Below are 19,906 nucleotides of genomic sequence, written 5' to 3'. Positions count from 1 at the left end.
ACTCAGGACGCGCGGCGCAGGGTGATCGCGTCGGCGGCCTGGCGGAGCAGACCGGGGATGGTGACGTGCGCGGCCTGACCGGTCGCCTCGAGGTCGTCGCCGTACCACCAGCCGTGTGCGCTGATCGTCTGCAGCTCGAGCTCCTCCTGGTTGGCGAACGTCACGTCGACGCCGTCCACCGCGACCGCGAAGAACGTCTGGTGCTGGATGATCGGGCACCCGCCCCACTCGAACTCGATCGTGTTCGTCGCCACCGGTGCGCCGAGCGCGTCGACCGGCAACCGGATGCCGACCTCTTCGAGCAGTTCGCGGCTGGCCGCCTGTGCGATCGTCTCGCCGGTTTCGACGCCACCACCGATGGTGAACCAGTACGGCGTCTGTGGCTTCAGCGGATCCCAGCCGTGCAGCAGCAACACCTTGCCGTCCGGCCGGACGGGCAGCACGCGCGCCGTCGTACGCCGTACGACGGTGCCGGGCGGTGGCAATCGGGATTCGCTCACACAACAAAACGCTAGACGACAAAGGCCGTTCCGCGTCGTCCAGTGCGGCGCGTCTCACACTGGTTGCCGCGGACATCTACGATCGGAGCATGGCACGTATCGGCCTCGGACTGGCGGCACTCGGGCGACCTGGGTACATCAACCTCGGACACGACGAGGATCTCCCGCCGGGGCGGGCGGTCGAGGATCTCCGGCAGCGTACGCATCAGTTGCTCGAGCAGGCCTGGCAGGCAGGTGTTCGGTACTTCGACGCCGCGCGTTCGTACGGTCTTGCCGAGAAGTTCCTCGGTGAGTGGCTGACGCGGGAGCGCCGTCCGGAGCTGACCATCGGCTCGAAGTGGGGCTACACGTACGTCGCCGACTGGCGGAGCGACGTCGACACCCACGAGGTGAAGGACCACACTCTCGCGACCTTCGAGCGGCAGTGGCCGGAGACACTTCGAGCGCTCGGTGGACCGCCCGACTACTACCTCGTGCACAGCCTCACGGCGGACAGCCCGGCACTCGGCGACAAACAGTTGCTTGGTCGACTGCGGCAGCTCGCGGACGACGGCGTACGCGTCGGATTGTCGACGAGTGGACCGCAGCAGGCCGAGACGCTGCGCAAGGCGATCGACCTCGGGGGACCGTTCACGGCAGTGCAGGCGACCTGGAACGTGCTGGAGACCTCAGCGGGGAAAGCGCTGGCCGAGGCGCACGACGTCGGCTGGTTCGTGGTGGTGAAGGAAGCTGTTGCCAACGGCCGCCTGACGGCGAGGGCCGGCGAGACGCCGTTCAACGAGTTCGCCCGTCAGCACGGCATCGCGCCTGATGCGCTGGCCATCGGAGCCGCCGTACAGCAGCCGTGGGCCGACATCGTGCTCAGCGGTGCGATCACCGCCGAACAGCTCGAAAGCAACCTCGCCTACCGGACCGACGGCCCTCTGGCCGAGTTCGTCCAGCAACCCGAGGAGTACTGGACCGAACGCTCCGCCTTGCCCTGGATCTAAGCCGTGCTCAGATGGTGATGAGCCACGGGTTCTGCAGCAGCGTGGTGAGGTCGGCGAGGTAGCGGGCGCCGGTCGCGCCGTCGAGGATCCGGTGGTCGGCCGACAGGGTGTACCGGACGCGGGTCCGCGGACCGATCGTGTCGTCGTCGAGGACGACCGGTTCGCGGCGGACCGCGCCGACGGCGAGGATCGCGGCCTCGGGCGGGTTGATGATCGCGGTGAACTCCTCGATCCCGAGCATGCCGAGATTGCTGACGGTGAACGTACCGCCGGTCATCTCCTCCGGCCGGAGCCGTCGCTCCCGCGCCCGTACGGCGAGATCCGTGCTCGCCGCGGCGATGTCGCTCACGCTCCGCCGGTCCGCGTTCCGGATCACCGGGACCAGCAGACCTTCGGCGGTGGCGACCGCGACGCCGATGTTGATGTCGGGGTGCCTGAGCAGTCCGTCGTCCACGAGGGACGAGTTCACGTCCGGGTGGTCCCGGAGCGTCAACGCACAGGCGCGGATGATGAGATCGTTGACACTGATCTTCGGCCGGTCTGCCTGTTGCAGGCGCTCGTTGAGCTCGCCTCGCAGTACCACCAGGTCCTCGACGTCGGCCACCGCGGTCAACGTGAAGTGCGGGATCTCCCGAGCACTCTCCGCCAACCGCCTGCCACTGGTCCGCCGCAACAACCCCAACGGCTCAACCACCCCGGAGACCGCGGATGAGGCTGCAGGGAGTGGCGAGGCGGAGGCCGCAGCAGGTCCCGGGGTCGGTGCAGTGGGCGCCGCGGGGCTTGCTGCTGGGGGCGGTGGCACGGGTGCGGTGGGTGTCGGGGCGGGTGGTGCTGCGGTCGGGGTTGGTGTGACGGCTGCGAGGACGTCGGCGCGGATGATGCGGCCGCCGGGGCCGGTGCCGGTTACGTGCCGCAGGTCGACACCGTGCTCGCTCGCGTCGCGCCGAGCCAACGGCGACGCCAGCGGCCGATCAGCGGTACCTGCGCCGTCTTCCTGTTCCGAAGGCACAGTAGCTGTCGCGTCGTCCGCCGTGGTGAGGATGGCGATGGGCGTACCGATCGCGGCCTCGGCGCCCTCCTCGATGAGGACAGAAGTGAGGGTGCCGGGCTCGTACGCCTCGTACTCCATCACCGCCTTGTCGGTCTCGATCTCGGCCAGGATGTCGCCCGGCTGGACCTCGTCGCCCGGGTGCTTGTGCCAGGTCGCGATCACCCCGGACTCCATCGTGTCCGACAGTCGCGGCATCAGGATCTCGCTCATCGTGCTTCCTCTCGGCGCAATCGGCCGACGGCCGACAACGTCTCCCGGATCGCCGTCGCGGCGTCGTCCGCGGACGGCAACGCCGCGGTCTCCAGACTCTTCGCGTAGGGCAGCGGCACCTCCGCCATCGCCACTCGCCGGACCGGCGCATCCAACTGATCGAACGCCCCGTCGGAGATCGTCGCCGCGATCTCGGCGCCGATGCCGTACGTCAGCCAGTCGTCCTCCAACACGACCGCCGCGTGCGTACGTCGTACCGACTCCACCACCGTCGGACGGTCGAGCGGCCGCAGGCTGCGCAGGTCGATCACCTCGCAGTCGATGCCCTCGGTCCGGGCGAGTTCCTCGGCGACCTGCAATCCGACCGCGGCCATCCGCGAGTACCCGATCACGGTGATGTCCGTCCCGGGCCGGGTGATCGCGGCGCGGCCGATCTCGGCCGGCTCGTCGTGGTCCGGCACCTCGCCGCGGGTGTTGTAGAGCGCGAGGTTCTCCAGGAAGAGGACCGGGTCGTCGTCGCGGATCGCGGCCAGCAGCAACGCCTTCGCGTCCGCAGGGTTGCTCGGGGCAACGACCTTGAGTCCGGGGACGAACGCGTAGTACAGCTCGATGTTCTGCGAGTGCGTGGCGCCGAGCTGCTGGCCGCCGCCACCCGGGGTGCGGATCACCAGCGGCACCCGGCACTGGCCGCCGAACATGCCGTGGATCTTCGCCGCGTGATTGACGATCTGATCCAGTGCGAGCAGCGAGAAGTTGATCGTCATCAGCTCGACCACCGGCCGCAGCCCGAGCATCGCCGCGCCGATCGCCGCCCCGGTGAAACCCTCCTCCGAGATCGGGGTGTCGCGCACCCGCTGCTCGCCGAACTCGGCCAGCAGTCCCGCGGTGATCTTGTAAGAACCCTCGAAGATCCCGATCTCCTCACCGATCAGGAACACGTTCTCGTCGCGCAGCATCTCCGACCGCAACGTGTCCCGCAGCGCCTGCCGGTACGTCATCTCGGTCACGCGTTCACCGCCGTGAACAGCGGCTGAGCAGGCAGCCGGCGAGAGTCGTTGGCGACCGGCGTCGCGTAGTTGTAGTCGAACAGCGTCCCGATGTCCGGCGGCGGGCTCGCCTCGGCGAACCGGACCGCAGCCGCCACCCGCGCCACCACCTCCTCCTCGATCTCCTTGGCCAGGACCTCCGTCAGTACGCCGGACGCCCGCAGGTCGTCCGCCAGTGCGAACAGCGGATCCGCCGCCCGGAGAGCAGCCGTCTCCTCCTTCGTCCGGTACGCCGCCGGGTCCACCACAGAGTGACCGCGCAACCGCGAGCTGACCGTCTCGAGCAGCATCGGCCGCCCCTTCCGGGCCGCCGCGATCGCCCGCTCGGCCGCGGCCCGGACCGCGACCACGTCGTTGCCGTCGACCCGCTCGCCCTTGATCCGGTACGACGATCCGCGCTTGTACAACTCGGGTTCGCCCGACGACTTCTCCACCGTCGTACCCATCCCGAGCTGGTTGTTCACGACCACGTAGACGATCGGCAGCTGCCACAAAGCGGCGAGGTTGAGTGCCTCGTGGAAGGCGCCGGTGTTCGTCGTACCGTCGCCCATGTGGCACAGGACCACCTCGGGGCCGCCGCGGTAGGCGATCGCGAGCGCGGCGCCGGTGGCGAGCGGCAACTGGCCGCCGACGATGCCGTAGCCGCCGAGCAATCGCGTCTCCAGGTCGAACAGGTGCATCGACCCGCCCCAGCCCTTGGAGACGCCGTCGCTGCGGCCGTAGAGCTCGGCCATCACCCGGCCGGGCTCGATCCCGCGGCCCAGTGCGTAGCCGTGCTCGCGGTAGTTGGTGAACAAGTAGTCGTCCGGGGCGAGCGCGCGCATCAGCCCGACGACGGTCGCCTCCTCGCCCAGGTTGAGATGGCAGTAGCCGCCGATCTCGGCCTCGGTGTACGCGCGGGCGGCGCGCTCCTCGAAGCGGCGGATGAACAACATCTCCCGGTAGTACTCGAGCAGGACGTCCGACGGCGTGGTGCGGCGCCGGGAGCGACTCCGGGATGTGGCAACGTCAGGGGACATCGTCTGTCCTTCAGGCGGAACGACGGATAATGACACTGAATAGTATCATTCTTATGAGGTGAGAGATCACGTGAGCCAGCAGGAACGGCGCAAGCTCGGCCGGCCGACGGGTGCGGAGCGGGAGCGGCGGCGCGAGGACATCCTCGACGCCGCGGTCCGGCTGTTCCTCGCGCACGGGTACGGCGGGGTGCCGCTGGACCGCTTGGCCACCGAAGCCCAGGTGACCAAGCGCACCATCTACACCTATGTCGGTGACAAGGCGGAGGTCTTCGCCGCGGTGGTGGCCAGGTTGAACACCCAGGTCCTGCCGTCGGCGGAACCCGACAGTCTCGAGCAGGTCGCGATCCGGCTGGTGACGACACTGCACTCGGACGAGGCGATCGACCTGCACCGACTGGTGATCGCGGAGGCCCGGCAGTTCCCCGAACTCGCGTCGGCGTTTTACGCGAACGGCCCGCGCCGCTACCTCGACGTACTCACGGAATTGCTCGACGGTGACGCGGTCACCGCCGAGCACCTCTTCGGCCTACTGCTCGGCGAACCGCACCGCCGCCGCCTCCTCGGCCTCGACCCCGCCCCCTCCCGCCCCCGAGCGAAGGCCCAGGCCCTCGCCGCCCTCAAAGCCCTCGCCCTGGACAGCTGAGGAGATCGGTGCGCGTCTGCCGGCTCGGCTAGAAGGTGTGTTCGTCGGCGGGGAAGGTGCCGGAGGCTACGTCGGCGGCGTAGGTGGTGGCTGCGGAGGTGAGGATGCCGCGTAAGTCGGCGTACCGCTTGACGAAGCGGGGCATCGTGCCTGAGCGGAGGCCGGCCATGTCTTGCCAGACCAGGACCTGGGCGTCGGTGTCGCGGCCGGCGCCGATGCCGATGGTCGGGATCGAGACGCGCTTGGTGATCTCCGCGGCGACGTCGCCCGGCACCATCTCCAGGACGACGGAGAACGCGCCCGCCTCGGCCAGCGCGACCGCGTCGTCGATCAGCCCGGCGGCCTGGTCGCCACGACCCTGGACCCGGTAGCCGCCGATGCTGTGCTCGCTTTGCGGCGTGAAGCCGATGTGCGCCATCACGGGGATGCCGGACTGCGTCAGCTTCTCCACCATCGGCACCATGTTCCGGCCGCCTTCGAGCTTCACCGCATGCACGCCGGCTTCCTTCATGAACCGGACGGCGGTGTGGAAGGCCTGCTCGGGTGACGCCTGGTACGAGCCGAACGGCAGGTCGGCGACGACGAGCGCCCGCTCGACCGCACCCGCGACGGCCCGCGCCAGCGGGATCAGCTCGTCGACGGTGACGCGCAGCGTGGTGTCGTACCCGAAGACGTTGTTCGCGGCGGAGTCACCGACCAGCAGCACCGGAATGCCTGCCTGGTCGAAGATCTCGGCGGTGTACTGGTCGTACGCCGTCAACATGGCCCACTTCTCGCCATGGTTCTTCATGTCGCGCAGGTGGTGGACGCGGTAGCGCCGCGGCCGCTTGCTGCCCTCACCCGGACCATTGCCACCAGCCGGCTTGTTCTCCGCCGACGCGGGCGAACCGCCGAGCGCGGGCGAACCGCCGAGCGTGGGCGAACCGCCGAGCGTGGGTGAACCGCCGAGCGTGGGTGAACCGCCGAGCGTGGGTGAACCGCCGAGCGTGGGCGAACCGCCGAGCTCGGATGGCGAACTGCTCGCCGTCGCCTGGGCCCGACGACCCGCCCGGTGTGATGCGCCGGGCTCGTTGGCGACCTGGCTCGGAGCGTCCTGCTGGACGTCCGCACGCCGCCGGGCGCCGAGCCGCTTGGGCTCCTCGCTGACCGGCGTGTTGCTCTCGTACTCCGCGCTCGGATCCGACAGGTAGCCGTTGTCCTGCTTCTGTCCCGGCTCCTGCTGGTAGGACTCGATCGCGTCCGGCATGTACGCCGTGATCGTCGGAGTGTCCACCGGGTAGTTCGGCGGGGGAGTGGCGGGCGCGGCAGGTCGTGGTTGCTGCGGCTGCGGCGCCTGGTTCTGAGCCGGCGCAGCTGGTGGTGTCTGCGGCTGCGGCGCCGGCTGCGGGGTCACCCCGTTGCTGCTCGGCCCGTTGGCGTGTCCGTTGCTCTGGGCAGGGATCTGTGGCGGAGCAGGACTCGGCGTCGGGGCCGGACTGCTCCAGTTGGTGCTGCCGTTCGAGCTGTGCGGTGCGGCGGGCCGCTGCGTCACGCCATTGCTCGACTGCGGCGGTGCCAGCGGACGCTGCTGCGCCGGCGGTCCGGCCGGCGGCTGCGGCTGGCGGCTCGGCGGTGTGGTGCCGTTGCTGCCCGGTCCGAACGGACTCGGCCGGCCCTGTGATGGCGGCGGCGTCGGTTGAGCCGGTGACTGCTGCGGCCGGAACGGGTTCTGCTCCGGGTACGCCGGCTGTCCGAACGTCGGCTCGTCAGCGGCCGACTGCTCTCGCTCGGCGTAGTACTCGGGCCGGTGCGGCTGGTCGGCGTGCGGTCGGCTCTGCGGCTGATCGCCGTACGGCCGGCTCGGCGGGTGGTCGCCGTACTGCCGCTGCTGGGGTTGCTGCGACGGTGGCGGCGGTGCCGCGGGCAGGTACGGCGGCTTGGGGACGTACGGCTGCTGCGGCACCGGGCCGCGCTCGTACGACCGTGGTGCGTTCGGCAGGGACGGTGACGGGTCGAGGCCGAGCCCGTTGGGCCGGTCCCGCCAGGTGTCGTTGTCGTAGTCCGAGCGGCGGTGCTCCTCGGTTGTCCGGTTCTTCGGTCCGGTCCCGTACGGCGACGGCAGCTCCTCGTCGTCACCCGGGGTACCGGCCGACAGGAAGTTGTCAACCATGCCTTCATCGTCCCACCGTTGCGGAGGGTGAGCGCCACCGCCTGTAGGTGAGCGATCGCTCACATCGTTGAATTCCTTGCCCGCCCGACCGCGCCGGTCGTCAGCAGGCAGGCCGGAACGGCCGGTGGGCTCCTCGGGAGTGCCCCACGGGGTGTCGGTGGATGGGCGGTACCGCCAGGAGTCGCTCAGTGCTCGGCTGCCTTCCGTGCGTCCTCACGCCACGCGTTCGTGATCGGCAGTCGCCGGTCCCGGCCGAAAGCCTTGTGGGTGATCTTCGGGCCCGGCGGGTACTGCCGGCGCTTGTACTCCGCTCGGTCGACCAGCTGGATCACCTTCGTGACCAGCTCGGTGTCGAACCCGGCGGCGACCAACTCGGCACTGCCGCGGTCCTGCTCGACGTAGTCGTCCAGCATGTCGTCGAGCAGATCGTACGGCGGCAGTGAGTCGGTGTCCTGTTGTCCCGGGCGCAACTCGGCCGACGGCGGCTTGGCGATCGAGTTCGCCGGGATCGGCGGCTGCTGGCCGCGGTCCTTCGCGTCCTGGTTCCGCCACTTGGCCAGCCGCCAGACCAGCGTCTTCGGGACGTCCTTCAGCGGTGCGTAGCCGCCGACCGCGTCGCCGTAGATGGTGGAGTAGCCGACGGACAGCTCGGATTTGTTGCCGCAGGCAAGCACAAGGTGGCCGTCGGCGTTCGACAGGCCCATCCAGACGACCGCGCGGACCCGGGCCTGCAGGTTCTCCTCGGCCAGCCCGGTCAGGCCGAGCGTGTCGAGGAACGGCTGCACCATCGGCTGGATCGGTACGACGCGGTAGTTCAAGCCGGTGCGGGCCGCGAGATCGGCGGCGTCGTCCTTGGAGTGGTCGCTGGAGTAGACGCTCGGGTTGGAGATGCCGAACACGTGCTCGGGACCGATCGCATCACAGGCGATCGCCGCGACCAGCGACGAGTCGATGCCGCCCGAGAGCCCGAGCAGGACGGACTTGAACCCGTTCTTCTGGACGTAGTCGCGCAGGCCGGTGACGATCGCGCCGTACATTTCGGCCTCGTCGGACAGCCGCGGCGCGACGGCCGAGTCCATCGGCTCGTACGGCTCGAGGGCGTCGTCGTGCAGGACGGTGTGGACGATCTCGATGCCTTCGTGCGTGCCGGACGGTGTACCTGATGCGGCAGGGAGGTCGAGGTCGACGACCATGCTGCCCTGCTCGAACTGCGGGGCGCGGGCGAAGACTTTGCCCTCGGCGTCGGCGATCAGCGAGTCGCCGTCGAAGACGAGTTCGTCCTGGCCGCCGACCAGATTGACATAGGCGAGCGAGCAGCCGGCCTCGCGGGCGCGGCGGCGGACCAGGTCACCGCGGACGTCGTCCTTGTTCGCCTCGTACGGCGAGCTGTTGACGACGAGCAGCAGACCGGCGCCGGCGGCCTTGGTGACGGCGACCGGGCCGCCGTCCTGCCAGAGGTCCTCGCAGATGACCAGGGCGACGTCGATGCCGTGGATCCGGATCACCTGCAGGGTGTTGCCGGGGACGAAGTGCCGGAACTCGTCGAAGACGCCGTAGTTCGGCAGGTGGTGCTTGACCGCGCTGGTGACGACCCGGCCCTGGTGGATCACCGCGGCCGAGTTCGTCGGGGAGCCCTTGGGGCGGCCGAGCCGGTCGATGCCCATCGCCGTACCGCCGGCGCGGTCGAGGTAGCCGCAGACCACCACGATCTCGCCGAGCCCTTCGTCGGCCAGCCGCCGGGCGAGGTCGTGGATCCGCGCCTGCGACGCGTCCACGAACGACGCCCGCAGCGCCAGGTCTTCCACCGGATACCCGGTCAGCCCGAGCTCCGGGAAGGCCACGACGTGGGCACCGCGCTCGACAGCGTTACGGGTCCACGCGACGATCTTGTCCGCGTTCCCGCCAATGTCACCCACGGTCACATTGAGCTGAGCAAGAGCTACCCGAAGCTGAGGCACGGGAGCACATTACTGGTTCCCCCGGCTCTTACCCACGCAGAGGTACGAAGGTTTACGCAGTGCGGGACTTTGGGTGGATGCCGGTGTGGTCTGGTGCGGATTGACTGGAGGGATGAGTCTTCAGGCTGGGCCGACCGGGTTGGGTGAGCGGGCGTTGGGGCCGGACCTGGCTCGCGGGTTCATGTTGTTGTTCATTGCGTTGGCCAACTCGCACTACTTCATCTACGGCGAGCGGGTGTTCGGGGGGTTTCCGGTCGATGCCGGGGTCGTGGGGATGGGGATCTCGACGTTCGTGGATGGGCGGGCGTTCCCGATGTTCGGGGTGTTGTTCGGGTACGGCGTGGCGCAGATCGTGCGGCGGTAGCGGGAGGCGGGGACCGAGTGGTGGGGGATCCGCAAGTTGCTGTGGCGGCGGAGTCTGGTGCTGGTGGTGCTCGGGTTCCTGCACGCGATGCTGCTCTACATCGGCGACATCCTCGCGGCGTACGGCGTACTCCTCTTCCTCGGCGTCTGGGCGCTGCGCTGGAAGGACCGCTGGCTGCTCGTCGTGGCCGCGTTCGTGCTCGTGCTCACCGCACTGCCGAGCGACGACTCGATGGCGACCGCCTCCGACGCGGCGGATCCCTCGATGCTGCCGCCGGACTTCCTCGGCCAGTTCGGCGACCGGATCGTCGTGCAGCCGTTCATCGCCGGACTCGGATGGATCGGGTTCGTCACCCCGTTCCTGATCGGGCTCTGGGCCGGCCGGCGGCGCATCCTCGAGCGTCCGGCCGAGCACCTCACCCTGCTGACCACGACCGCGGTCGTCGGCCTCACCATCGCGGTGGCCGGGGCCCTGCCGGTGTCGCTGGTCGTCGGCGGAGTGGTCGACCAGCCGAGCGACCACGCGCTGAGTATTCTCGGTCCGCTGCACGACGCGTCCGGTGTCTTCGGCGGTTTCGGGTACGCCGCCCTGATCGTCCTGATCGCGCTGCGGCTGAACGATCGCCAAGGTCCGATCACCCGGGCGATCGCCGCCGTCGGCCAGCGTTCGCTGACCTGTTATCTGTTCCAGTCCGTGGTGTGGGCTGTCGTCTTCACGCCGTACCTACTCGACCTGTCGCGCACGCTCACCCCAACCACGACGGCATTGCTCGCCGTCGCGACCTGGCTGGCGACCGTGGTGATGGCCGACCGGATGCGACGCGTCGGCTACCGCGGACCGTTCGAACTTCTGATCAGACGGATCACCTATCAGCCGAGGACAACGGCCGCTACCCGGTCGCGCAGTTCGGGCAGCCTGGCGTAGAAGACGTCACCGGGGCACTGGGTGGTGTTGTAGTCCCGGTGCCCGACGATCGCCGCGTGCGGATCGAGGCCGTACTTCGTGCACAACCAGGCGCGTGTAGCAGCGCGGCGCGGGAGCCGCCTGGGCTGCTGTGGTCGGGAGGGCGACGCCGCCGATCAGTACGCCGCCGGCGGCAGCGCCGCGCAGCAGGGTACGCCGGGACATCCGGGCACGTTGGAAATTTTCTGGGGCGGTCATACTTCAGAAAATTCCCTACCGGTGACCCGTCGAAACCGAGGATGGTCTAATGACGGGCGTGACAGATGGTGTACGGGCGGGGGACGTCCGGCTGGGCCGGATCGGCAAGGGCGTACGGGTGGCGGTCGCCCTGGCCGGCATCGGCCTGCTGATCAACGGTTCGGTGCGGGCCTCCGACGACGCCTGGCCGTTCGGCCCGATGTCGCAGTACGCCGGATCGGTCGCCGACGACGCCGCGATCACGTTCACCCGGATCAGCGCGCTCACCGATGCCAGTACGACGGTCGACGTACCGCTGAACATCGAGGGCGCCGGCGTCGCCCGGGCCGAGATCGAAGCCCGGACCGGCGAGATCGTCAAGGACCCGTCGCTGCTGCAGCAGGTCGCGGACGGGTGGGCGCGCAAGCATCCGGACAAGCCGAGGTACGTGAAGCTCGAACTGATCCGGGACACCACCCAGTTGGTCAAGGGCCGGGTCGAAGGCCCGCCGACGTCCGAGGTCCTGGCCACCTGGGAGGTGCGCAAGTGAGCGCCCCCGAGACGGCAGCCGTCGGCCGGACCACCGCCGGCCGGTTCGCCGACTGGTTCACGCCGAAGATCGCCCTCGCCCGGGTCGCGTGGCTGCGGACGATCTTCTATCTCTTCGTCATCCTCGACATGCACGCGTTCGTCCGCGACACCCGCGACAAGGGCGAGCACCCCGGCCTGTACCAGCCGTTGCTGCTGGCGCGCATGCTCGATCTGCCCAAGCCGTCGGTGGCCAACACGACTGCCCTGTACGTCGTCCTGATCGTGGCCTGCCTGGTCGGCGCGACCAACTACTTCCCGCGGATCGCGGGCTGGATCGTGGCGCCCGCGTTCACCTGGTGGGTCCTGATCGGGATGAGCGACGGCAAGGTCGACCACGACCACCTCGCCTTGGTGGTCGCCCTCTGGGTCCTCCCGACCGTGAAGGCCGGCCGCCGCGGCCGGGCGTCGTACGGCGATCAGACCAGGTCCGAGGCCGCCGGCTGGGCGGTCCGGTGCATCCAGATCTCGGTGATCGCGACGTACTTCCTGTCCTCGATCGCCAAGCTCCGTGGCGCCGGGTGGACGCTCGCGTGGCCGAACAGCGCGATCCTGACCTGGGCGATCGTACGGCGGCCGCACCCGGTCGGGGAGTGGTTGCTGCATCACCCGTGGATGCTGCACGTGATGCAGTGGGTCGGCATCATCGCGGAGTTCCTCTCGCCGGTGATCCTGTTCCTGAAGGGCCGGTGGCAGTTGCTCGGGGCCCTGTTCTTCCTCGGGTTCCACGCGGCGAACACGGCGATCCTGCTGATCCACTTCCTGCCGACCGTGGTCTGCTGGCTCGCGTTCGCGCCGCTCGAGCGGGTGGTGCCGTGGTTCCAGCGGCGGCGGGGGTCAGAAGGCGGAGAGCCCGAAGACCAGGCCGAAGAGAGCCGGGAGGCCAAGGAGCAGGCCGGCGCGTAGCCGGAACCGGCGGCCGCCGGGACCCGGTGTCCGCACGACCCGGGACAGCACGGCCCCGGCGTACCCGAAGACCAGGGCGGCGAGCAGGATCTGCTTGGTCGGCAGGTTGTCGGCGTCGTGGTGGGTCAGCCCGAGCGTGACCAGCCCGGGGCAGCAGAACGCGAACATGCCGAACCCGAGCTCCGGGACCGGCAGCCAGCGCCGGCCGAGGACGTCCCGCTCGGCGGGCCGCTTCTTCCGGATCGACTGGACGAACCGGGCGGTGCTGAGCAGCAGGTCACTCAGGCACAGCAGTGCGGCCACGATCAGCGCCACCTGGTACCCGGCGCCGAAGATGGTCTGCACAAGGGAACACGCTAGGCCCTGAAGGGGTGGATGTCGCCCGCAGCACGTAACGTCTGCTTAACAGAGCCGGGGCACACTGTGTGCGGGCTTCACATCTGGAGGTGGACTGATGGACAAGCAGCAGGAGTTCGTGCTGCGCGCGCTGGAGGAGCGCGACGTACGCTTCGTGCGGCTCTGGTTCACCGACGTGCTCGGGTTCCTGAAGTCGGTGGCGGTGGCGCCGGCCGAGCTGGAGGGCGCGTTCGCCGAGGGGATCGGCTTCGACGGGTCCGCGATCGAGGGGTTCGCCCGGGTGACCGAGGCGGACATGCTGGCCAAGCCGGACCCGTCGACGTTCCAGATCCTGCCCTGGCGGGGCGAGACGATGGGCACCGCGCGGATGTTCTGCGACATCAACATGCCGGACGGGTCCGCGTCGTTCGCCGACCCGCGGCACGTGCTGAAGCGGACGCTGTCGAAGGCGGCCGACCTCGGGTTCACCTTCTACACGCACCCCGAGATCGAGTTCTACCTGTTCAAGTCGCTCGTCGGCGCGCCCGGTACGACGCCGGAGCCGGTCGACTCGTCGGGGTACTTCGACCACACGCCGCAGGGGATCGGGAACGACTTCCGCCGTGAGGCGATCACGATGCTCGAGTCGATGGGGATCTCGGTCGAGTTCAGTCACCACGAGGGTGGGCCGGGCCAGCAGGAGATCGACCTGCGGTACGCCGACGCGCTGTCGACCGCGGACAACATCATGACCTTCCGGGTGGTGGTGAAGGAGGTCGCGCTGTCGCAGGGCATCTACGCGTCCTTCATGCCGAAGCCGCTGAGTGACCAGCCCGGGTCCGGCATGCATACCCACATGTCGCTGTTCGAGGGCGATCGGAATGCGTTCTTCGAGGGCGGCGCGCAGTACCAGTTGTCCAAGACCGGGCGCGCGTTCATCGCCGGCCTGTTGCACCACGCGGCCGAGATCACCGCGGTGACGAACCAGTGGGTGAACTCGTACAAGCGGCTCGCGGTCGGTGACGAGGCGCCGTCGTTCATCTCCTGGGGGCACAACAACCGGTCCGCGCTGGTCCGGGTGCCGATGTACAAGCCGCACAAGGGACAGTCGAGCCGGGTCGAGTTCCGCTCGCTCGACTCCGCGGCGAACCCGTACCTCGCCTTCGCGCTGATGCTGGCGGCTGGGCTCAAGGGCATCGAGGAGGGGTACGAGCTGCCGCGCGAGGCGGAGGACGACGTCTGGTCGCTGACCGCCCGCGAACGCAAGGCCCTCGGCATCAAGCCGCTCCCGAGCAGTCTCGCCGAAGCCATCCAGGCGATGGAGGACAGCGAACTGGTCGCCGAGACGCTCGGCGAGCACGTCTTCGACTTCTTCCTCCGCAACAAGCGGGCCGAATGGCAGGACTACCGCCGCCAGGTCACCCCCTTCGAGCTGAACAAGCTGTTGCCCGTGCTCTAGTGACTGTTTGCCGCGTCATGGCGGCAAATAGTTTCCTGCGGCGTCACCCAGTGGTCGCCGGCGTCGCGTGGGATCGGGTCTCATGCGGCGCCTGTTGGTGGTCTTCGGGTTAGTGGGTCTGCTGTTCGTTGGCGGAGCGTCGTCGGCCTCGGCGCATGTGATCGCGTCGACTGGCTACTCGACCGTGCACCAGGACGGCAGTCGCGTGACCTGGTTGCTCAGCCTGGAGTACGACGTACTCGGGCGGGCCGTGGATCTCGGCGGGCCGGTGACCGACGACGGTCAGCGGGCGCAGGCGCTGGACAACGCCAAGGAGCGGATCGCCGGGTACCTGCACGACCGCGTGGTCGTCTCGGTTGACGGGGCCGCATGTGAGTCGGCGCTCGAGACGACCTCCGTGGGGCAGCGGGCCACCAAGGCATACGCCGACCTCGGGCTGGTGTTCGACTGCCCGGGATCGACCGGAGCGTTCAGCCTGCGGTACGACGTCTTCGACACGGCTGAGGCCGTCGCCGACGATCACACCAACCTGGCCGAATACGCCTTCGCCGGTGGATCCGGCCGGACCGTGTTCGATCGCTCGCATCACGACTTCGGCGTCGGCGACAACACGATGGCCAGCTCGAGTGTGCAGTTCGGGAAGATGGGTGTGGAGCACATCCTGCTCGGGCTCGATCACGTGCTCTTCGTGGTCGCGCTGATTCTCGGCGCCGCCAGCCTGCGAAGTCTGCTGCAGGTCATCTCGATGTTCACCGTGGCGCACAGCGTCACGCTGGTCTCCACCCTGCTGGGCGGGTTGTCCGTGCCGGCGGTGATCGTCGAACCGCTGATCGCGCTGTCGATCGCCTTCGTCGCGGTGGAGAACCTGCTCGGCTCCACCCGCCACCGGCTCCCGGTGGTCTTCGGTTTCGGTCTTCTGCACGGTCTCGGCTTCGCCGGGTCGCTGCGGATCACCGATCAGGTCAGTCCCGAACTGCTCGTCTCGCTGCTGAGCTTCAACGTCGGCATCGAGACGGGTCAGGCGCTGCTGCTGCTCGCCGTGTTCCCACTGGTCCTGTTGATCCGCCGGACCCGCGTCGCGGTCCCGGCGGTGCGTTCGGCGACCGGGGTCGTCGCCGCCTTCGGCCTCTACTGGTTCGCAGAAAGGTTCTTCCTGACATGATCCGCCTGTCACACAGGTCGAACGATCATCAACCCGCCACAACGAGGTGGCACAAGCTTCTGTACGGGGTCACCGCCGGCCTGGCCGTGCTGGTCGTCGCGGTACCCCTCACCGGCGTGGTCGCGGACGCCGTTGACGGGCCCAGCGCCACCATCACCGGCACGGTCTTCGAGGATCGCGATGCCGACAACCGGATCGACAACGGTGAGGTCGGCATCCCCGGCGTCAGCGTGTCGGACGGTCAGCAGTTCGCGGTCACCGATGCCCAGGGCCACTACACGTTCACCACCGACGTCGAGCGCCGAAACGTCGACCTCGTGTTCGTCACCCAGCCCGCCGGCTACACCGTCGGCACCGACGACACCATGACTCCGAAGTTCTTCCGGAACCTCGGTCAGCTCGCCGACGGCGACAGCAAGCAGGTCGACTTCGGCCTCCGCAAGGACAAGAAGTCCGCGAGTGGCGGCTTCACCTTCGGCAACGTCGCCGACCCGCATGTGAACGCCCAGCTGCCCGAGCAGATCACCGAGATCAACTCGACCAAGCAGGACCTCGCCTTCATCCAGGTCAGCGGTGACCTGACGAACAACGCCACCGACGCGGAGTTCGAGTTCTACCAGGCCGGTACGGCGAAGTCGAAGGTCCCGGTCTGGCCGGCCGTCGGCAACCACGAGTACGCCGCGGGAGCGACGTACGCGGCCCGGATCAACAACTACCGCAAGCACGTCGGACCGGAGTGGTACTCGTTCGATTACAGCGACCGGCATTTCCTGGTGCTGGAGAACAACGGGGCCGCGCCGTTCGCCGAGCAACTTGAGTGGGTCAAGGCCGACCTCGCCCGCAACATGAAGCGTGGCAAGCACCTGGTCGTGCTGACCCACCAGCCGATGAACGTACCGTTCGGTTCGCCGTCGGTGTACGACGAGTACGGCAAGGTCCTGGAGCAGTACGGCGCCGAGCTGATCCTGGTCGGCCACGAGCACTCCAACGACGTGGAGCCGAAGAGCGACTTCGCCGGCACCGCGAAGCACATCCAGACGGTGTCGAGCTCGTACACGATCGACAACTCGCCCCGCGGGTTCCGGTTCGTGCACATGGACAACAAGACCTTCGACAACCCGTTCCGGATCTACGGCGCGGAGAAGGACCTCACCGTCGTCTCACCGGCGCCGGGCACCACGGTCCCGCTGGACAAGTTCCCGGGGATCCAGGTGAACGCGTACGACACCAGCGACGCACCGGTCCGGGTCCGCTACAAGCTCGACAACGGCTCGTGGCGGTCACTCCAGCCGACCGGCGAGTTCACCTGGTACGCCGACCTTCCGCGCGGCGTGCGGACCGGCAAGCACGGGATCGTCGTCGAGGCCGCGGACAAGACCGGCGCGACCTGGACACGAACGTCGGACTTCACCTTGACCGCGGAGAAGGCGATCCAGCCGGTCGCCGGGGCGGACTGGTCGCAGCACCACGGCGACGCGTCGCACAGCGGCGTCGCCCAGGACGCGATCGCCGCCGGTCAGCGGCTGGCCTGGTCATACCGGACCGAGGGCACCTTCCTGACCGGCTCACCCGCCATCGTCGACGGCGTCGTGTACGCCGGGACGCGGGACGAGAACGGCGACGGCAACAGCGCGGTCCACGCGGTCTCGCTGGCTACCGGCAAGAAGCTGTGGAGCTACACCGTGCCGTCGTCGGTGCACGGCAGCGTGGCGGTGTCGGACGGTCTCGTCTACGTGCCGACCCTGCGCGGCACGCTGTTCGCGGTGGACGCCAAGACCGGCAAGCTGAAGTGGCGGCACGACCCCGAGGCCGCGCCGGAGGGGAACAACCAGCGCACCTACGGCTACTACGGGGTGACCGTTGCCGATGGCAAGGTGTTGTTCCCGTACCAGACCCGGTTCGGTGAGGCCGCGACCGGTCTGCTGCTGGCCCTCGACGCCAAGACGGGTCAGCGGGTCTGGGCCGCTCCGATGACCGGCGCCACGATGAGCGACGGCACGCCGGCGGTCTCCGACGGGCGTGTGTACGTCGGCAACGAGACCGCCGACCGGGTGATCGCGTACGACCTGAAGACCGGCGCGAAGCTCTGGCAGGGCACCGAGTCCCTCGGCGGCTGGCAGGACGGCATCCCGTCCGCGGCCGACGACAAGGTCTTCATCGGCTCGAACAACGGCATCGTCGCCCGCGACGGCGCGACCGGAGCCACGTTGTGGACCTACACCAGCTCGCACTCGTCGCTGGTGAGCAGTGGCGCGACCCCGTCCGCCGCCGCGATCGAGGGCAACACGGTCTACATGTCCTTCCCGAGTGGCGCGGTCACCGCGTTGAACGCGACGACGGGTGCCGTGATCTGGGATCAGTTGCTGCCGGGTTCGCAGTACCGGGGAGGCTCCTTCACCTCGCCGGCGCTGTCCGGGAACACGCTGTTCGTCGGCGCCAACAGCGGTGGGTTCTACGCGCTCGACGCGCGGACCGGCCAGCCGCTGTGGTCGCAGGACATCGGCACCTGGGTGTCGGCGGGTCCGGCGGTCAGCGGCAACACCGTGGTCGCGGGAGCCCTCGACGGCAACCTGTATGCCTTCACGCCGGGCGGCACGACGGCCAAGCCGTGGCCGCTCGTGGCCGGCAAGGTGACCAACAAGGCCACCGGTGCCCCCGCCGCGAACAGCACCGTCCTGATCATGCAGGACGGCGGCACGGCGGTCGGCCGCACCACGACCGATGCCGCTGGCAACTACCAGGTCGGGCTGTCGCAGGGCGCGGGCAAGTACAGCGTCCAGGTCGCCCAGCTCGGGTACGCGACGGCGGCCAAGGAGATCGAGGCCGGCGACAGCGGGACCGTGACAGTGGACCTGGAAGTCGCGCCGGTGAACGTCGACGCGAGTATCGGCAAGCGGCTGCCGAGCGGTCTGGTCGAGGGCGGTGTCGGCGACATCGTGATCGAGAACAAGCACCTGGCGATGGCGATCGCGAAGGTCTTCCAGGACCCGCAGATGAGCCCGTCCACTCCGGGCAAGGTCGTCGACATGGCGATCACCGGGCAGCCGGACCAGCTCGACTGGATCAACCTGCCGTACGTCAGCACCACCGAGCCGAGCGGCGGCAGCGCCTGGCAGCAACTGCAGGTGCGGTCGACCGACGTCCGGATCGTCGAGAACACCGGCGAGAAGGCGGTCGTCCAGGTCACCGGGGCCTCGGCGGAGAATGCGAACCTCAAGGTCGTCACGACGTACACCGCGACGGCCGACGAGCAGTTCGTCACCGCGGCGACGACCTTCACCAACGCGACGGGTACGCCGCTGACGGTGTGGGCCGGTGATGCGCTGGATCACGACGGTCCGGGGTCGCGCTCGGCGGTATCGGGCAACGCGCCGGTCACCAGCGGCGGCCCGTTCGCGCAGACTCCGGACGCGAAGCGCTGGATCGGGCAGTCCGGGACCAGTGCGGACAACCAGACCTACGGGCTGGTGTACGGCGCCGGCAGCGGGGACTTCACCGGGTACTCGCAGGCGATCTGGACGATGAGCAAGTTCAAGCTGGACCTGCCGGCAGGTGGTTCACACACCATCACCCGGCGAGTCGTCGCGATCTCCAACGAGGGCGCGACGGACAAGTTCGCAGTGCTGAACCAGTTCGCTTTCTGATCTCCCGATCCGCACTTCGAGCAGCCTGACGGGCTGCCGGGGCGAGGCCGCGATCCGGTCGAGCACCGGCAGCCCGTTGCTGACAGAGGGCGTTCAGACTTCGGCGGGCTGTGGTGGCACGTCGTCCGAGGCGTGTTGCGACGTCCACCGGGACGCGGCCGTGGAGTGCCGGTACGGCGGCTCGTCCGCAGACGGCTGCGTGAGCGTCTGGATCGGCGGCTCTTCCACGGCCGGGATCACCGGCGTTCCGTCGGGGGCGAGGGCGTGTACTTCCTCGACCGTGAGCAGGCCGACCGGGCGGACTCCCTCGGTGATCACCACGAGGCAGCCGGGGATCACCTGCTGGGCCCGATTCCCCTTGGCCGGCACGAGAATGCCCTCGGCCTGCGTCCGCCAGGCGCCCGGCGCGAACCGGCGCAGCGCAATCCCTGCCTGACCGTCCTCCGCCGTCCGTGGTGGCAGGTACGCGGTGGCTGTGTAGTCGTAGTCGTAATCCGGCTCAGGCGGCCCGGACACTCGCCCGCCCTGCTGGGGCGTCAACCAGACCACCGTGCCCCGAACAGCGAGCGACCCCGTCATCATGACCATGAGAAGCCATCATGCCGATTACAGCCCGAATATGCCAGGCAACTCCGTGTGTTGATCGCAATCCCCTCGCAATCAGGTCGCGCACTCATCGAGATTGTGTCACGCGGGAGCCCGCGCGGCAGGTGTGAGGGGCCTGGTAGAGCTGACGCCCGGG

General features: G+C 68.9%; 17 protein-coding genes. 9 read left to right on the top strand and 8 right to left on the bottom strand.

Annotated features, from left to right (window positions below; translation table 11 throughout):
* Positions 1–2: 2 nt before the first annotated feature.
* Positions 3–500 (bottom strand): NUDIX hydrolase, encoded by a 498-nt coding sequence (locus tag OG876_RS40770; protein ID WP_328522090.1) that lies wholly within the window; start codon positions 498–500, stop codon positions 3–5.
* Between the two features lie 89 nt (positions 501–589).
* On the opposite strand from OG876_RS40770, the gene OG876_RS40765 reads away from it, so the two are divergent.
* Positions 590–1,489 carry an aldo/keto reductase gene (locus tag OG876_RS40765; protein ID WP_328522089.1) on the top strand — a complete coding sequence of 300 codons (900 nt, stop codon included), beginning with the start codon at positions 590–592 and terminating at the stop codon, positions 1,487–1,489.
* A 7-nt stretch (positions 1,490–1,496) separates the two neighbouring features.
* Here the strand turns inward: OG876_RS40765 and OG876_RS40760 are convergent, their stop codons facing one another.
* The 3 genes from OG876_RS40760 to pdhA are packed head-to-tail and all read right to left on the bottom strand — an operon-like array spanning position 1,497 to position 4,815.
* Positions 1,497–2,750: a dihydrolipoamide acetyltransferase family protein gene (locus tag OG876_RS40760; RefSeq protein ID WP_328522088.1), complete on the bottom strand. Its 1,254-nt coding sequence runs from the start codon at positions 2,748–2,750 to the stop codon at positions 1,497–1,499.
* Positions 2,747–3,748 (bottom strand): alpha-ketoacid dehydrogenase subunit beta, encoded by a 1,002-nt coding sequence (locus OG876_RS40755; protein ID WP_328527015.1) that lies wholly within the window; start codon positions 3,746–3,748, stop codon positions 2,747–2,749. The genes OG876_RS40760 and OG876_RS40755 overlap by 4 nt, the downstream gene beginning before the upstream one ends.
* 5 nt (positions 3,749–3,753) lie before the next feature.
* The gene (gene pdhA, locus OG876_RS40750; protein ID WP_328522087.1) at positions 3,754–4,815 is read right to left on the bottom strand and encodes a pyruvate dehydrogenase (acetyl-transferring) E1 component subunit alpha; all 1,062 of its coding nucleotides are present in this window, start codon (positions 4,813–4,815) and stop codon (positions 3,754–3,756) included.
* Positions 4,816–4,873: 58 nt separating this feature from the next.
* On the opposite strand from pdhA, the gene OG876_RS40745 reads away from it, so the two are divergent.
* Complete coding sequence (locus tag OG876_RS40745) at positions 4,874–5,458, top strand: TetR/AcrR family transcriptional regulator (protein ID WP_328522086.1); 585 nt, start codon at positions 4,874–4,876, stop codon at positions 5,456–5,458.
* A 28-nt stretch (positions 5,459–5,486) separates the two neighbouring features.
* Here the strand turns inward: OG876_RS40745 and panB are convergent, their stop codons facing one another.
* Together panB and OG876_RS40735 are read right to left on the bottom strand one after the other, a co-directional pair.
* On the bottom strand, positions 5,487–7,607 hold the full coding sequence (gene panB, locus OG876_RS40740; protein ID WP_328522085.1) for a 3-methyl-2-oxobutanoate hydroxymethyltransferase: 2,121 nt from the start codon (positions 7,605–7,607) through the stop codon (positions 5,487–5,489).
* 185 nt (positions 7,608–7,792) lie between these two features.
* Positions 7,793–9,565, bottom strand: a complete 1,773-nt coding sequence (locus tag OG876_RS40735; RefSeq protein WP_442914062.1) for an NAD+ synthase — start codon at positions 9,563–9,565, stop codon at positions 7,793–7,795.
* 112 nt (positions 9,566–9,677) lie between these two features.
* Between OG876_RS40735 and OG876_RS40730 the strand changes: the two genes are divergently transcribed.
* From OG876_RS40730 to OG876_RS40715, 4 genes are all read left to right on the top strand, one after another.
* A complete protein-coding gene (locus tag OG876_RS40730; protein WP_328522083.1) occupies positions 9,678–9,929 on the top strand; it encodes a hypothetical protein in 252 nt (83 codons plus the stop codon).
* A gap of 36 nt (positions 9,930–9,965) precedes the next feature.
* Entirely contained in the window at positions 9,966–10,853 is an 888-nt protein-coding gene (locus tag OG876_RS40725) for a DUF418 domain-containing protein (RefSeq protein WP_328522082.1), read from the top strand.
* A gap of 295 nt (positions 10,854–11,148) precedes the next feature.
* Complete coding sequence (locus OG876_RS40720; protein WP_328522081.1) at positions 11,149–11,619, top strand: hypothetical protein; 471 nt, start codon at positions 11,149–11,151, stop codon at positions 11,617–11,619.
* The gene (locus tag OG876_RS40715) at positions 11,616–12,563 is read left to right on the top strand and encodes an HTTM domain-containing protein (RefSeq protein ID WP_328522080.1); all 948 of its coding nucleotides are present in this window, start codon (positions 11,616–11,618) and stop codon (positions 12,561–12,563) included. The genes OG876_RS40720 and OG876_RS40715 overlap by 4 nt, the downstream gene beginning before the upstream one ends.
* Here OG876_RS40715 and OG876_RS40710 read toward each other — a convergent pair.
* Positions 12,495–12,908 carry a hypothetical protein gene (locus OG876_RS40710; RefSeq protein WP_328522079.1) on the bottom strand — a complete coding sequence of 138 codons (414 nt, stop codon included), beginning with the start codon at positions 12,906–12,908 and terminating at the stop codon, positions 12,495–12,497. The genes OG876_RS40715 and OG876_RS40710 overlap by 69 nt on opposite strands.
* Positions 12,909–13,017: 109 nt before the next feature.
* Here OG876_RS40710 and glnA point away from each other — a divergent pair, with 109 nt between their 5' ends.
* The 3 genes from glnA to OG876_RS40695 all read left to right on the top strand — a co-directional run bounded on the left by glnA (position 13,018) and on the right by OG876_RS40695 (position 19,164).
* Entirely contained in the window at positions 13,018–14,358 is a 1,341-nt protein-coding gene (gene glnA / locus OG876_RS40705) for a type I glutamate--ammonia ligase (protein ID WP_328522078.1), read from the top strand.
* 82 nt (positions 14,359–14,440) lie between these two features.
* Positions 14,441–15,520: a HupE/UreJ family protein gene (locus tag OG876_RS40700; protein WP_328522077.1), complete on the top strand. Its 1,080-nt coding sequence runs from the start codon at positions 14,441–14,443 to the stop codon at positions 15,518–15,520.
* A complete protein-coding gene (locus OG876_RS40695) occupies positions 15,517–19,164 on the top strand; it encodes an outer membrane protein assembly factor BamB family protein (protein WP_328522076.1) in 3,648 nt (1,215 codons plus the stop codon). The genes OG876_RS40700 and OG876_RS40695 overlap by 4 nt, the downstream gene beginning before the upstream one ends.
* Positions 19,165–19,257: 93 nt before the next feature.
* On the opposite strand, the gene OG876_RS40690 is transcribed toward OG876_RS40695, so the two are convergent.
* Positions 19,258–19,752 (bottom strand): hypothetical protein, encoded by a 495-nt coding sequence (locus tag OG876_RS40690; RefSeq protein ID WP_328522075.1) that lies wholly within the window; start codon positions 19,750–19,752, stop codon positions 19,258–19,260.
* Positions 19,753–19,906 lie beyond the last annotated feature (154 nt).

The organism is Kribbella sp. NBC_00359, assembly GCF_036097425.1.
Taxonomy (GTDB): domain Bacteria; phylum Actinomycetota; class Actinomycetes; order Propionibacteriales; family Kribbellaceae; genus Kribbella.
Note: the sequence above shows the minus strand (reverse complement) of the source record. Positions and strands in the feature narration are given on the sequence as shown.

Bases quoted from the DNA above. Each gene is read 5' to 3' on its own strand.
- OG876_RS40765 (WP_328522089.1), top strand. From the start codon at position 590: ATGGCACGTATCGGCCTCGGACTGGCGGCACTCGGGCGACCTGGGTAC.
- OG876_RS40760 (WP_328522088.1), bottom strand. From the start codon at position 2,750: ATGAGCGAGATCCTGATGCCGCGACTGTCGGACACGATGGAGTCCGGG.
- OG876_RS40755 (WP_328527015.1), bottom strand. From the start codon at position 3,748: ATGACGTACCGGCAGGCGCTGCGGGACACGTTGCGGTCGGAGATGCTG.
- pdhA (WP_328522087.1), bottom strand. From the start codon at position 4,815: ATGTCCCCTGACGTTGCCACATCCCGGAGTCGCTCCCGGCGCCGCACC.
- panB (WP_328522085.1), bottom strand. From the start codon at position 7,607: ATGGTTGACAACTTCCTGTCGGCCGGTACCCCGGGTGACGACGAGGAG.
- OG876_RS40730 (WP_328522083.1), top strand. From the start codon at position 9,678: ATGAGTCTTCAGGCTGGGCCGACCGGGTTGGGTGAGCGGGCGTTGGGG.
- glnA (WP_328522078.1), top strand. From the start codon at position 13,018: ATGGACAAGCAGCAGGAGTTCGTGCTGCGCGCGCTGGAGGAGCGCGAC.
- OG876_RS40700 (WP_328522077.1), top strand. From the start codon at position 14,441: ATGCGGCGCCTGTTGGTGGTCTTCGGGTTAGTGGGTCTGCTGTTCGTT.
- OG876_RS40695 (WP_328522076.1), top strand. From the start codon at position 15,517: ATGATCCGCCTGTCACACAGGTCGAACGATCATCAACCCGCCACAACG.
- OG876_RS40690 (WP_328522075.1), bottom strand. From the start codon at position 19,752: ATGGTCATGATGACGGGGTCGCTCGCTGTTCGGGGCACGGTGGTCTGG.